The following is a 12,981-nucleotide window of genomic DNA, read 5'->3' on the forward strand; positions in this document are numbered from 1 at the left end:
TCCGCACATGTCAGTCGAGTTGAACCACACCATCGTTCACGCCCGGAACAACCGGGAATCCGCCGAATTCCTGGCGCAGATCCTGGGCCTTGAGATCGGAAACGAGTGGGGACCGTTCATCCCCGTCACCACCGGCAACCGCGTCACGCTGGACTTCGCCAGCATCCCGGCCGAGTCGATCACCATCCAGCACTACGCCTTCCTGGTCTCCGACGATGAGTTCGAGGCGGCGTTCGAGCGGATCCAGCAGGCCGGGATCACGTACTACGCCGACCCGTACATGAAGCAGCCAGGCGAGATCAACCACCACCACGGCGGGCGCGGGCTGTACTTCCAGGACCCGGCAGGCCACGGCATGGAGATCATCACCACTCCCTACAGCGGCCACGCGGCGACACCCCAGCGCTGAGGTGGACACCCGGTAAGCCGCCACCGGGAGGGGGCGGCCGCGCGGAGCCGTGTGCACCGCACGACCGCCCCCGAGGGCTTCGTGCCCCGGGGACAACGCAATGGGCCCCGCTCTCATACGGCATCAGGCGGGCTTGCGGTGGCCACCTGCGCGTCGCCGGCGGCGTGGCGTCCTCCGACGGACCTCGTCGCGGCTTCTCCCGCCGCGGTGAGGATCCTGGTCGACATGTCGGTGCCCGACGTGGCCCGGGCGAGCAGTATGCCGCCCACGAGGGTGGCCAGGGCTGCCAGCCCCGCATCCCCGGGCTCTATCCACGCCGCCATCTCCTGGACGCCAACCGCGAAGGTGCCCCTGTGCTCGGGGTGGCGCGCGGTGTCTCCGGCGAAGCCGGCCGTGGGGCAGCCGGCGCCGGGGTCGTCGCGGTGGTCGACGGAGAGGTAGGACTCGACCAGCGACCGCCAGGCCGCTTCGTGGTCGCCGGCGTGCTCGTCCAGGGACACCAAATACCGGATGTTGTCGGCCAGACCCTTGGCGATCGCCTCGTCGACGAGCGCGGATTTCGAGGCGAACTGCTTGTAGAAGCCGCCCTGGGTGAGGCCGATCGACTGCATCACATCGATGATGCCGACCTCGGCGACGCCCTTCTCCCGTATCAGGCGGGAGGCAGCCTCCACCACCCGCTCCCGGTTGGCCTTCGCTTCCGCTTGTGAGACGCGGCCCATCATTCACCCTTCGTGGTCTCGGAGGTCACCTGACATGTCGCGATCCGGGGGGACGGCCACGGACGGACAGGGGACCGGGGCCCGAGGCCCGGAGCCCGGAGCGGACCGGCCGGGGACCGCACGATCCTGCCACGGAGGGCACTCAGTCCTGGGGCGCGGATGCCGCCTGGACGGCGGCCCTGACCTGCTGGGCGAATCCCCTGACGGTGTAGCCCTCGGGGAGGCTGTCGATCAGCACGATGTCGGCGATCGAGTTGTTGACGCGCAGGGGCAGGATCGCCTGATACTCCGGCGAGTTGTACCAGGCATCCGCGGCATCACGGTCGGGGAACTCCATGAGGACGACCAGACCCGGCCACACCCCCTCCAGGACATCGGCCTCGCCGTTGGCCAGCCACCTGCCGCCGTGGGGCCGCGCAGTGGCCTCGACCTGTTCGAGGTAGGTCAGCCCCGCCTCGTTCGGGACGCCGCCAGGGATACGGAGGTGGTTGATCAGGTACGTGCTCATGTCGGTTCCTTCAGAGGATCGTCACTCGGTCGGGGGTCCGTTCCTTTTTAGATTACGTCTGTCATCTTATGTTCAGCAGGATCGAAGCGGACGAAACGGATGACAGATGTGACAGGGCATCCCCCATGGACATCCGGCGGCCCGGCCCGAACGATGCCCGAGCAGGCCGTCACAGGACCGGCGTCTCGACCGGTACGGGCTCGGTGAGCAGGCGGATGATTCGCCGGCACCCATACCGTCGGCAGGTGCACGCGGCTCAGTCCGCCCGTATGAGGAAAATCTGGTCGCGCGCCCCGGTGCACGGTTCCTGGACCGCCTCGGTGCCCGCACCCGTTCCGTTGCCGACGAGACCCATGCATCGGTCACTGTCGGCGGGGCGGAGCCGGACACCCGCAGTGCTGCCGTCGACGCGCTCCACGCGAAACAATGTGTACTGTCGGCAGTCCTGGCGGGGTTCAAGCATGCCCTTGACCGGGCCGTCACTCATGACCTTCAGGCAGCCCTTGCCCTCCACGGGGTGGTGCCACTGGATGCGGTAGAGACCCTCACCGACAGGTTCGAGGTACGTGCGGGGCACCGCGGCTTCGGAGCAGGGTGACTGGACCGCGATCACACTGGGCTAGGAGCCGCGGCGGTCGCGGCCATCGGTCAGGCAGAGGCCGGGCGTACGGGCCGGCTCGGCGCCCCTTCCACCGAGGTGCCTGCCGACTGCGGGGGCCGGCCTCCGACAAGGCATCGTGTGCGGTCTCGGAGATTGCGGCAGGCTGGACGGCGACGTGCTCGCGTGCCTCCAGCCACGCATCCAGATGCTGATCATCCCCGCAGGCCCGGACGAACCCCGCGAGTATCTCGGGCCTTGGCAGCGTTTGCCGTCGCAGCGTGTCGGCCATCGTGCTCCGCGGCAGGCCGTCACCGGGCGAGGAAGGGGCCCCGGCCCGGGGGCGTGACCGGACGTCATATCGCCGGACGCCCGGCCGTAGCGGCGGCCAGTGTCGAGCCCGGGATGATCCGGCCGTCAGTGAGCCACTGGCAGGTGAGTCCCACGTCCAGGGCCAACCGCGCCTTCATGCGCCTCCGGCCCCGGGGGCCGGGGGCGCAGGCGGTCGATCGATGGTGAACGCGCGTGAGACTGGATTGACCCGGGCCGGCAGCACCGTCCCCTGCGTGGCGCTGCCGAACCGGTACTTCGGGACTTCGTTGGCGCACTCGAAGGGCTCGAAACCGGGGCCGCTGATACGCATCAGGAGCCGGACCTGGTGGGAGTAGTCGTTGGTCGGCGGGGCGGAGGCGACTGCCAGAACCAGGGCGGTCGCATCGACGCCGAGGGCGGCGAGCTGGAGCGTCGCCCGCCGTTCCGCGCGGGCGCCGAGGACCGTGGACAACCCGACGCAGGCGATGAACGCCGCCGCCAGGGCGAAGCCGGCTCCGGCCCACACCCACCCCCTGCTGGTCTCACCGAGGTCGGCGGCGGTGCGGATGACGGCATAGCCAAAGGCCCCTCCCGCACCCAGGAACAGGACCGCGCCCACGGTGCAGGCGACTGCCGTGATCACCGGGCCCTTGGGGTCCAGCAGGATGGGCTCGTGGGCGCGGGCGGTGGCCATGTTCGCACCCTAGTGAAGGAGACCTGGCGTGTGCAGGGGTACGGAACGTTCGTGACCGCTTCACCGACACTCCAGGCAGGCCCCGTGGCTGACCGTTGTCGCAGGACCGCCACCGCAGCGCGTCGGTGACGCGGTGTCGGGGAGCCGCCGGGGCCGGTCGGACGGACTCGTCGACCCCGCGACCTGGTCGTAGCGCGCTGCGATGCCGTGCCATCGCGGAGGGCAGGTGCCCGGTTCGGGGGTGTTGCGCTACTTGTGGGCCTCGCGGTTGAAGGAGAATGGCCTGCAGTCCCGGCGGACTCGGCGGACCCGGTGGATCGCACGTACGGTCGAACGGGCACCGTACGCGGTGATTCCAGGCCTGGCCTCGAACCTCTGAAAGGAACAGCTGATGCAAGCGGTGCTCGACGGAACGGTCCTTGCGGACGCAGACGAAGCCGACGTGGTCTCGATCGAGGGCAACTGGTACTTTCCGCCGGAGACCGTCACCTCCCAAGCACTGTCCAAGAGCGACACCCCGTACACCTGCCCATGGAAGGGCCAGGCGCAGTACTTCGACGTGCAGGCTGCGGACACCAGGCACGCGGACGCAGCGTGGTCATATCCGGAGCCGCTGTCCTCCGCGATCGACCGCGTGGGACGGGACTTCAGCGGATACGTCGCTTTCGACCGCAAGGTGAGGGTCGGCTGACGAACCGCCTCGTTTCGCATGTCCCCAGGCCTGCGAGCAGACCGAGACAGGGCCAGGGGCCCTGCGTGTGGGCAGGTGTTCGTCACCCACAACTGTCGGACTCGGCGTGGTGGAGGCAGCAGTGCCCGGCCGGGGCGTTTGCGGTGCGGGACGACAGGGCCGGTGTTGACGTACGCGCCGTCGCCCGGCAGGACCATGCCCTGGCACTGTTCGGACAGCCCGGAAGCGCGCCAGACGTGCGCGCCGGCCCGGTTGCCCGGAGCCAGTCCCACTCCGGTGTTGCCGACCGTACAAGTGCCCGTTCGGGATCGGTCTTCCCTATCCGGTTCAGCGCGCGACGACGCCTGCAGGCTGCGGAAAATCTCCACTGGCACCGGCCGGGCCACCGGCCCACCGAGACGTGTGCCTCCGGCACCGTCAACGAGTTGGCCCACGGACACGGAATGCGCCAACGCCGCTGCCGAGGACGCCCGAAAGCCCACCTGCAACAGGTCCTCACCGCCATCGCCGTGACCATCGAAGAGCTCAGCGGCCGGACAGCGGCCGGGAACACCCTTCGCCGAGACCCCGACCGCCTGCCAGACCCTCCTGGACCGGAACAAAATCCCCCGGTGAAAGTCCTGGCGAACACTCGGCACCTGACCTCGACCATCAAGATCACCGACAGCGTCAAGCCGAGAACGCCTGCCCCCGGGGAGAGAGACGGGAAGCTCGGGCGGGCCCGCAGAGCACCCCCGCTGTACCGATGGGGTGTTTTGCGCCTGTTCACGTGGCCGGGTTCGCCCCTTGCCACCACCCGGGAGTCGACGTCAGCATGAACCTGTCACGACGCTGTCACGTGCCGTGAGTAAAGGCCTTTGCATCGTGGTCGGAAGGGGGCGTCACCGCCTGAGGCGGCGCTTGGGCATGCCTCGGCGTGCCGGAGTCCGACCCTCCGGGGGGAACCAGCGATTGATCGACATCCGGGATCTGTTCGTCTGCGAACGTACTTTGAGCTGATTTCGTGCACGCCGACATACGACATTGGAGGCAACCATGGACTTCAATCCCCTCGCGTCCCTGCGGCAGGCCGGCAACCCGGTCGATCTGATGAGCGATGCGCAGCGCGATGTGCTGGCACAGCTCACGGAGGACGAGGTCGCCGTCCTCAACTCCGTGAAACAGAGGCTGGACGCGGTCTCGGACGCCGAGGTCGAGGGCCACTCCACTGCCATCAAGCTGGCGTGACGATGGGCGTGAGCTTCGGGATTCTCGGCCCGTTGCTGGTGCTCCGGGACGGCTTCCCGGTGGACCCCGGATCGAGGAAGCAGCAGACTCTGCTCGCCGCCCTGCTGGCCCACGCCAACGCACGCGTCTCGTCGGACGTGCTGGTCGAGGCGCTGTGGGCGGACGATCCGCCGCGGACAGCCCGCAAGAACATCCAGGTGTACGTGTCCGCGCTGCGGCGGCTGCTGGATGGGGAGACCGGTTCGAGGATCGCCCATCAGCGCGGTGGTTACGTACTCCAGGCAACCGCCGACGAACTGGACGCGCTCTCCTTCCTGCAGCGCGCCCGGGTCGGCTCGCTGACGGAGGCGCTCGACCTGTGGCGCGGGCCGGCGCTGGACGGATTCTGTGATGTACCGCTGATCGGGGATGCCGCGCGCGGGCTCGACCGGCGGTTCCTGGAGGTCTCGGAAGACTGGGCGGAGGCGGAGATCGCGGCGGGCGGAGGTGCCGCCGCGATCGAGCGGCTCACCGAGATCGCGCAGCGCCATCCGCTGCGGGAACGCTTACGGATAGCGCAGATGACGGCACTGTGCCGGGCGGGGCGGCGGTCCGAGGCGCTGGCGGTGTACGACGATTTACGCCAGGCCCTGGCCCGTGAGCTGGGGCTGCCGCCGAGTCCGGCGCTGGGGCGGTTCTACCAGTCGCTGTTGCGCGAACAGGAGGGCACGGGGTCCCGGTCCGCGGTGCCCCACCGGGAGCGGGCGCACGCGCCGAATCTGTTGCCGTGGGATCTGCCGAACCTCACGGGGCGGGAGGCGGAGGCCGACGAGGTGGCGGACGTGCTGGTCCAGGGCCGCAGCGGACCGGTGGTGGTCACCGGCCCGCTCGGCGCCGGGAAGACGGCGCTCGCGATACGGGTGGCGCACCGGCTCGGCGACCACTTCCCGGACGGCCGTTTCTTCGTCCGGCTGCGCGACGAGGACGGCAGGTTGCGGCCGTTGGAGGACGCGGTGTCCCAGTTGCCGTCAGAAAGGATGCCCGGTGGGCGGGTCGACCCGCGGCAGGTGTGGCAGCTGTGGCTCTCCCAGCGTCGGGCGTTGGTCGTCCTCGACGATGCCCGACGGGAGTCCGAGGTCCGTCCGCTGCTGCCGGAGACCGGGGAGAGCGCGGTCGTCGTCACGGCCCGGTCGGCGCTGATCGGCCTGGAGGGCGCCTACCGGATCCGGCTCTCCACCTTCACCCCGGCCGAGGCGCTGCGGTTCCTCGGGCGGGTGATCGGTACGGACCGGGTCACCGCGGACCGGGAGTCCGCCGAGCGTGTGGTCGCGGCGTGCGGGCTGCTGCCGCTCGGGGTGCGACTGGCGGCGGAACGGCTGGCGTTCCTGCGCCATGTACCGCTGCGCGAGTACGCGGCCCGGATCGGGGATCCCAGCGGTCTGGTCGACGAGTTGTGCGGGAGCGATCCGGCGGTCCGTTCCCGGCTGACCGAGGCGATCGGGGACCTGCCGGGTTCCGCGCATCAGGCGGTGCTCCGGCTGGGCACCCTGGCGGAGCCCGTGTTCACGCTCCAGCAGGCGGCCGCGGTTCTGGAGGTCGAGACCGGTACGGCGATACGGCTACTGGAGACGCTGCTGGAGGCCGGCATCCTCACCGTTCCCGGCGGAGAGGGGGCCGCGGACACCGTGCGGTACGAAATGCCGCGGCTGCCTTTCGCGCATGCGCGGGAAATTGCCGTACGGATGACCGTCGCGGTGATCGTGAGTGATCGTCATACCGTTTTCGAACCGGTGGAAAGTCGTTTGCATACCGGGGCCTCTTAGCTTCCTTCGTGGGGCGGTGTCGCGGATGCCGCCGGAGCGAAGGAGGACACCATGCCCGAGGAAGTGAACCCGGAGACGGCCGAGAACGAGGCCACCGAGGCCGAGGAGGTCGAGGTCGTCGCCCACGAGATGGGCGAAGAGGCCATTGTCGAGCCCGACTGGTGTGTCACGAACAACAGTTCCGAGCTCTGACCAACTGGTGACCCGGCTTCCGGCGGAAACTGCCGTCGGCCGGGATGGCCCCTGGGGTGCGTTCCGCACGATTCGAGCGCACCCCAGTCGCGGCGGCCGGGAGGGCCCATGAACATCCTGCTGTGCCCGCACAGCAGCGGCGGCTATCTGTATCCGGCGCTCGCGGCCGGGCGCCGGCTGCAGCAGCGGGGTCATCGGGTCAGCGTGCTCGGACAGGCGGCGGCCGGTCCGGTCGTTGCCGAGGCCGGGCTGCCGTTCGCGGCGGCGGAGGACTTCGGCGAACGGCGGGCCTTCGAGGCCACCTGGTGGGGCACCACCGGCCTGGAGCAGTACCAGGCGGTCACCCGCGCCGCCCGGCAGTCGGGGGCTGACCTGCTGGTCACCTCGGTTCTCTGCAACGGGCCGCTGGCGGCGGCCGAGGTACTGGACATCCCCGTGGTGGTGATCGGACTGTCGGTCCATCTGTGGGACTACGGCACCGGCGGTGCCGGCGAGCCGCAGTGGGGACGGCCTCGGGACAACCGGACCGCCGAGATGCTGCGGTGGTACGCCGACACCCGCGAGCAGGCGGGCCTGGCGGCACGGCCCTCCCGGTGGGCGGACAGCCCGCTGCCGGGCGACGCGTTGCTGCTCCGCGGCGACCCGCTGCTGGAATACCCCGGCGCGGTGCTGCCCGCACGAGTGCACCAGGTCGGGCCGCTGGCCTGGGAGCCCGCCGCCGACCCGGCCGAACTCGAAGCCGTACGGGCGCATCTGGCGCGCACGGGCAAGCCCGTCGTCTACGTACACCTGGGCCGCTTCTTCGGTGGCAAGAACCCATGGCCGCGCCTCAACGCCCTCTTCACCGGCGGCCGGTTCCAGGCCGTGGTCGAGCAGGGCCGTTCGACAGACCCGCAGCCTGCTCCCGGGGCGGACATCCTGCTGGTGCGCAAGCCATGGATGGGACCGCTGATCCACTCGGCCGGACTGGTGCTGACCAGCGGTACCAGCGCTCCTGTTCTGGCCGCGCTGCTGCGCCGGCGCCCGCTGGCCGTTTCACCCAACGGCTCCGAGCAGCCACTGCTCTCCGGGGCCTGTCTGCGTGCGGGCGTGGCCGCCTACCTGCCGAACCGTGACCTGCCGGACACGGCCGACCCGGCCGACGTGCTCGCTGCGGCCTGGCAGGACGAGGGCTTGCGGGAAAGAGCCGGGGCCCTCGGCCGCAGGCTGGCCGCAGGAGACAGCGCGGGGCGTGCGGCCGAGGTGATCGAGCGGGTGGCTCGTCAGTCCCCGACCACGAGGGAGACCATGGGTATGCAAAGAGCCCGTCAGGCGCCGGTCAGGCAGCTGGCAGAGGGTGCCCTGGAGTGGATACGGGTCCACGCGGGCTACCTCGACTCACCGGCCGGCCGCGCCGAACTACCCGTCACCCCACGGGTCAAGGCGCTGCTGCAGCTGGCTCTGCTCTGCCGTTACTGGGCAAAGGCCGCACCGGCAGACCCACGGCTGTGCGAGGTGCAGGCGACGGTGGAATCCGCCTGGCGTTCGCCCGCGTACGCGGGTCTGCTCACCGCCGACCCGGACTACGCGCGGCCGATCCAGCTGACGTACGCGGCGCTCGCTCCCGCGGACGGGAACCTGCGACGGGCCGTGCTCGATCGGATCACCGCCGAGGGGTATCTGACACCTCGCAGGAAGACGCCATATCACCAGCTGGCCACCCGGTTCTTCGCCGATCTCGCGGGCGCCGCCCACAGGCTGAATTCGTACCAGGCCTTGTACGAGGCCAGTCAGCTTGCCGAGTACCTGTCCGGGCAGCGGGCGGATGATCCGGATCCGTGCACTGCTGCGCACACCGCGTTCTACCTCACCGACTTCGGCTTCCGCGAATCGCTCCTGGGGGAGGACGCCCGGGAGCAGGCCAGGCGTGTGGTGAGCCGGTTCATCGAGCGGTCCGTGCGGCAGGGAGAGTGGGACCTGGCCGGGAAGCTCGTGCTCGCCCAGCATTGTCTGGGTGGCGATCCGGTGCGCACGGAGGCGGCCGCGCTGCGGATGCTGGCCGGTGCGCAGACGGCCGACGGGGCGATTCCCGGACGGACCGCTGCCGGGCGGGCGGCGGCAGGGGGCACCGCGTTCTTCCGGGCGGCATATCAGACGACCCTGGTGACAGCGATGACCGCACTGATCATCTCTCACGGCCGAGCGGACGACACCGGTTCGGCCGGCCGGACACCGGAACTGTGGAGGGCCGCGCGGTGAGCACCGTACAGACCATCCCCGTACAGGCCGATGGCGCCCGCATTCTCCGCGGCAGCCGCAACTGGTGGTTCCTCGCCCCGAACGGGGCCGTCGCCCGGCTCCGCGACGGGCATCTGACGGCCGGCGGCACGCTGCGGCCGGACGCCGAGCGGCAGTTGCGCGAGCGCGGGCTGCTCGGCAGCGCCGCGCCGCCGCGCACCTACTCCCTCACCGTGCTGACCAGCACCCAGTGCAATCTCGGCTGCGGATACTGCTTCCAGAACACCGGCCAGGACACGGACCCCGACCGCGGCAGCCGCCCACCGCGGATCGCCCGGGTGCGGCTGACCACACCGACCATCACATCGATCCTCGGCTTCGCCGAGCGGCAGATGGCCGCGGCCGGACTGGAGAAGCTCCGGATCCTGCTCTTCGGCGGCGAACCGCTGCTCAACCCGCGTGGCTGCGTGGAACTGCTGGGCCGGGCCTCCGAGGCCCTGGGCCCCACCTCCGCCTGGATGATCTCCAACGCGACGCTGCTCACCCGGCAGCTGGCAGGCCGGCTCGCCGGGCTGGGGCTCGACCACGTACAGGTCACCTTCGACGGCGACCGCCCCGACCACGACCGGATCCGTATCCGGCGGGCGGAGGGCGGGGGGACATTCGACACCATCGTCCGCAACATCGCGCAAGCCTGCGAGGACACCTCGATCAGCTGGACCCTGCGGGTGAACGTCTCCCAGGAGACGCTCGACGGCATCGACACGCTGACCGACCGGCTCGCCGCAGAGCTCGATGCCTCCCGCTGCACGCTGTACTTCGCCCCGGTCGGTGACGTCGGCGTCGGCTTCACCAACGAGCTGCTCTACAGCGGCGAACTGTCGGCAAGCTTCGGCCGCTGGCAGCGCAGAGCGCTCGAGCTCGGCTTCCGGGTGTCCCGGCCGCAGGCCCGCCGACCGTGCGCCACCTGCGGTTATCGCGACGGGCGGTACGGCGCGGTGGTCAGCGCCGACGGCACGCTGGCCAGCTGCTGGGAGACCGCAGGACGGTCCGACTGGGAGGTGGGCACCGTGACCGGGGGCTATCTGCCGGACACCGTCACCCGGGAGCGCTGGGTCGGCTGCCAGGACCTGTACCGGCAGACCGAGAACGAGCGGACCCGTGCGGCGTTCCGTGACGCCGTGGACGCGGCGCTGCTCGACCACCTGGACGAGACGGGGCGCCTGTGAGTACGGAAGCGGATCTGAAACGGCTGTCCGCGGGCACTCTGGAGTGGATCGTCGAGAACCTGGACTACTTCGACCCGTTCGGGGCGGACGCCGGCATCCCGGGCCTCGGCCGGGCGAAGGCCGCGCTGGAGCTGGCGCTGTTGTGCCACTGCTGGTCCCGGCAGGACGGTCAGGACGCCCGGCTGGACAAGGCGAACGCCCTGCTCCGCGCGGTATGGCAACACCCCGGCTTCCCCGGTCTCCTCACCGCCGAACCCGAGGCCGCCGCCGTCTACCGGCTGGTGGGTGCCGCTCTGGCGCCGCACGGGGTGGACCCCTGGACCGGCCTCGCGCCGCCGGCCGCCGAGGATCTGGCGCCGGACGGGAGGCTGCCGTACCAGCGGCTGGAGCTGCGGTTCTACGCGGACAAGGCGGGGGTTCGCCACACGATCGAGCCGTACGAGGACCTCATCAAGGCAAACGTACTCGTCACGCTGCCGGCTGCCCCCGCAGGACAGCCACCGGAGCCCCCGGTCACGGTCCCGCGGGCGTACGCGCTGACCCACTCCGCGTCCTACCTCAGCGACTTCGGCCGCACCGCCCCTGGTCTCACCCCTGACGCCCTGACAGCCGCGGCGGGCCTGCTCGACCGGCAGCTGGCGTACTGCGTCCGGCACGACTGGTGGGACCTGGCCGCAGAGCTGGTCACCGCCCGGCACTGTCTGGGCGGCACGCCGCTCGACACCGCCACGGGCGCGGCGGCGGTGCGCTGTCTGGCCCGCGCCCAGCTGCCCAGCGGGGCACTTCCCGGACGTACGGCTGCTGACCGGGACGACGTATCGGGCCCCCTCTTCTTCGCGAAGGCCTACCACACCACTTTGGTGACGGCGCTGATGACCGTGCTGGTGGGTGTCTCATGAGGGCGCGGCTGACACTGATCAGTCCCAGCTACACCCGGCTGTGGTTCGGGCAGGCGGTGTCGACCGTCGGCGACGCCGTGTTCAGCACGACTCTGGTGCTGTGGGTGGCCACGGTGCTGGCGAAGGGCGAACCGTGGGCGCCGCAGGCGGTCAGCGGGGTGCTGCTGGCCGGCGGTGCCGCCATGCTGTTCATCGGGCCCATAGCGGGCGTCTTCGTCGACCGCTGGGACAAGCGCGCCACCATGCTCGGCACCGAGGTGATCCGCGGGACGATCGTGGCGTTGCTGACCGCGGTGTCGCTGCTGCCGGTCCACGCGTTGCCGGTCGCCGCGTGGCTGGCGCTGATCTATGTGTCGGTGCTGGTGCTCAACTCGGCCGGGCAGTTCTTCACCCCGGCGCGTTTCTCGGTCATCGCGGACATGGTGACGGGGGAGGCTGATCGGGCCCGTGCGGCGGGCATCGCACAGGCGACGGCCCAGACCGCGTGGATCATCGGGCCGCCGCTGGCCGCGCCGCTGCTCTTCACCGTGGGGCTGGAATGGGCGCTGCTGCTCAATGCGGTGTCGTATCTCGTGTCGTACATCGCGATCCGGTCGGTGGACATCCCGGCGGTTCCCGTGCCGGAACGGGCGGCTGCATCCGCACCGGAGACGGAGCGCGGGGCCACGGAGGCATCGGAGCCTGCCGCTGCCCCCGGAGCCGGGGAAGGCAGGAAGCGTACCGGCCTGCTGTCCGAATTCCGGGCCGGGCTGCACTTCTTCGCCCGCAGCAGGTTCCTCGTCGCGCTGCTGGCGCTCTCTGTCATCGGGCAGCTCGGGATGGGCGCCCTCAGCACGCTGAACGTCTTCTTCGTCACCGGGAACCTGCACGCCTCCGCCGAGCAGTTCGGCTACTTCGGCATGGCCATGGGCCTCGGCGGCATCGCCGGTGCGCTGGGCGCGGGCCGCACGGTGAAGCTGATCGGCGCCCGCCGGACCACCTGGATGGGCCTGCTGATCACCGGCACGCTGCTGTTCGTCTACTCGCGGCAGGACAACGTCGTCACCGGCCTCGCCCTGATGCTGGGATTCGCGATCCCGCTCACCATGCTGAACACCGCGATGTCCCCTCTGCTCCTCGCGGCGACCACCCGGGAGTTCCGCGGCCGGGTCGTCGCCGTGTTCTATCCGCTGACCCGGCTGTCCTCGCTGCTGGCCGCGGCCCTGTCGGGCTGGCTGGCCGGCGGCGGGCTCCCGGACTTCGGCCGTACGGTGGCGGGCCTGCACTTCACTCCTGTCGACAGCATCATCGCGGGGGCCGGTGTGCTCGTCGTGGCCGCCGGTGTCTACGCCCGGATCGCCCTCCCCGACACCGAGGCCGCACCGGCCCCGACGGCCGACCCGGTGCCGGCCGTGAAGGCCACGCCGTGAACTGCGCCGCCTGCGGGCGCACCGCAGCCGGCTCCGACCGCTTCTGCGCCGGCTGCGGGGCACCGCTGGCCG

At 70.7% G+C, this 12,981-nt stretch carries 13 protein-coding genes; 9 read left to right on the forward strand and 4 right to left on the reverse strand.

The genetic code is table 11. The features are described from left to right. Positions 1–7 precede the first annotated feature (7 nt). Complete coding sequence (locus ACGFMP_RS14130) at positions 8–409, forward strand: VOC family protein (RefSeq protein ID WP_393672497.1); 402 nt, start codon at positions 8–10, stop codon at positions 407–409. Between the two features lie 113 nt (positions 410–522). On the opposite strand, the gene ACGFMP_RS14135 is transcribed toward ACGFMP_RS14130, so the two are convergent. The 4 genes from ACGFMP_RS14135 to ACGFMP_RS14150 all read right to left on the reverse strand — a co-directional run bounded on the left by ACGFMP_RS14135 (position 523) and on the right by ACGFMP_RS14150 (position 3,243). Then, positions 523–1,083: a TetR/AcrR family transcriptional regulator gene (locus ACGFMP_RS14135; RefSeq protein ID WP_393672498.1), complete on the reverse strand. Its 561-nt coding sequence runs from the start codon at positions 1,081–1,083 to the stop codon at positions 523–525. A gap of 190 nt (positions 1,084–1,273) precedes the next feature. Further along, complete coding sequence (locus ACGFMP_RS14140; protein ID WP_393672499.1) at positions 1,274–1,639, reverse strand: DUF1330 domain-containing protein; 366 nt, start codon at positions 1,637–1,639, stop codon at positions 1,274–1,276. Positions 1,640–1,895: 256 nt separating this feature from the next. Continuing rightward, positions 1,896–2,252: an RICIN domain-containing protein gene (locus tag ACGFMP_RS14145; protein ID WP_393672500.1), complete on the reverse strand. Its 357-nt coding sequence runs from the start codon at positions 2,250–2,252 to the stop codon at positions 1,896–1,898. Between the two features lie 451 nt (positions 2,253–2,703). Further along, on the reverse strand, positions 2,704–3,243 hold the full coding sequence (locus ACGFMP_RS14150) for a hypothetical protein (RefSeq protein ID WP_393672501.1): 540 nt from the start codon (positions 3,241–3,243) through the stop codon (positions 2,704–2,706). A gap of 391 nt (positions 3,244–3,634) precedes the next feature. Between ACGFMP_RS14150 and ACGFMP_RS14155 the strand changes: the two genes are divergently transcribed. The 8 genes from ACGFMP_RS14155 (at position 3,635) to ACGFMP_RS14190 (ending at position 12,909) form a co-directional block, all read left to right on the forward strand. Next, complete coding sequence (locus tag ACGFMP_RS14155) at positions 3,635–3,934, forward strand: DUF427 domain-containing protein (RefSeq protein ID WP_393672502.1); 300 nt, start codon at positions 3,635–3,637, stop codon at positions 3,932–3,934. A 1,035-nt stretch (positions 3,935–4,969) separates the two neighbouring features. Then, the gene (locus ACGFMP_RS14160; RefSeq protein WP_393672503.1) at positions 4,970–5,161 is read left to right on the forward strand and encodes an aroma-sacti cluster domain-containing protein; all 192 of its coding nucleotides are present in this window, start codon (positions 4,970–4,972) and stop codon (positions 5,159–5,161) included. A gap of 2 nt (positions 5,162–5,163) precedes the next feature. Further along, the gene (locus ACGFMP_RS14165; RefSeq protein ID WP_393672817.1) at positions 5,164–6,963 is read left to right on the forward strand and encodes a BTAD domain-containing putative transcriptional regulator; all 1,800 of its coding nucleotides are present in this window, start codon (positions 5,164–5,166) and stop codon (positions 6,961–6,963) included. 51 nt (positions 6,964–7,014) lie between these two features. Then, on the forward strand, positions 7,015–7,155 hold the full coding sequence (locus tag ACGFMP_RS14170; RefSeq protein ID WP_393672505.1) for a hypothetical protein: 141 nt from the start codon (positions 7,015–7,017) through the stop codon (positions 7,153–7,155). A gap of 108 nt (positions 7,156–7,263) precedes the next feature. Beyond that, entirely contained in the window at positions 7,264–9,393 is a 2,130-nt protein-coding gene (locus ACGFMP_RS14175; protein ID WP_393672507.1) for a glycosyltransferase, read from the forward strand. Continuing rightward, positions 9,390–10,601, forward strand: coding sequence for a radical SAM protein (locus tag ACGFMP_RS14180; RefSeq protein ID WP_393672508.1), 1,212 nt, complete (start codon positions 9,390–9,392; stop codon positions 10,599–10,601). The genes ACGFMP_RS14175 and ACGFMP_RS14180 overlap by 4 nt, the downstream gene beginning before the upstream one ends. Beyond that, positions 10,598–11,500, forward strand: coding sequence for a DUF6895 family protein (locus ACGFMP_RS14185; RefSeq protein WP_393672509.1), 903 nt, complete (start codon positions 10,598–10,600; stop codon positions 11,498–11,500). Before ACGFMP_RS14180 ends, ACGFMP_RS14185 begins: the two co-directional genes overlap by 4 nt. Then, entirely contained in the window at positions 11,497–12,909 is a 1,413-nt protein-coding gene (locus tag ACGFMP_RS14190) for an MFS transporter (protein WP_393672510.1), read from the forward strand. The genes ACGFMP_RS14185 and ACGFMP_RS14190 overlap by 4 nt, the downstream gene beginning before the upstream one ends. The last annotated feature ends 72 nt before the right edge of the window (positions 12,910–12,981 follow it).

It is taken from the genome of Streptomyces sp. NPDC049040, from assembly GCF_043197715.1.
Taxonomy (GTDB): domain Bacteria; phylum Actinomycetota; class Actinomycetes; order Streptomycetales; family Streptomycetaceae; genus Actinacidiphila.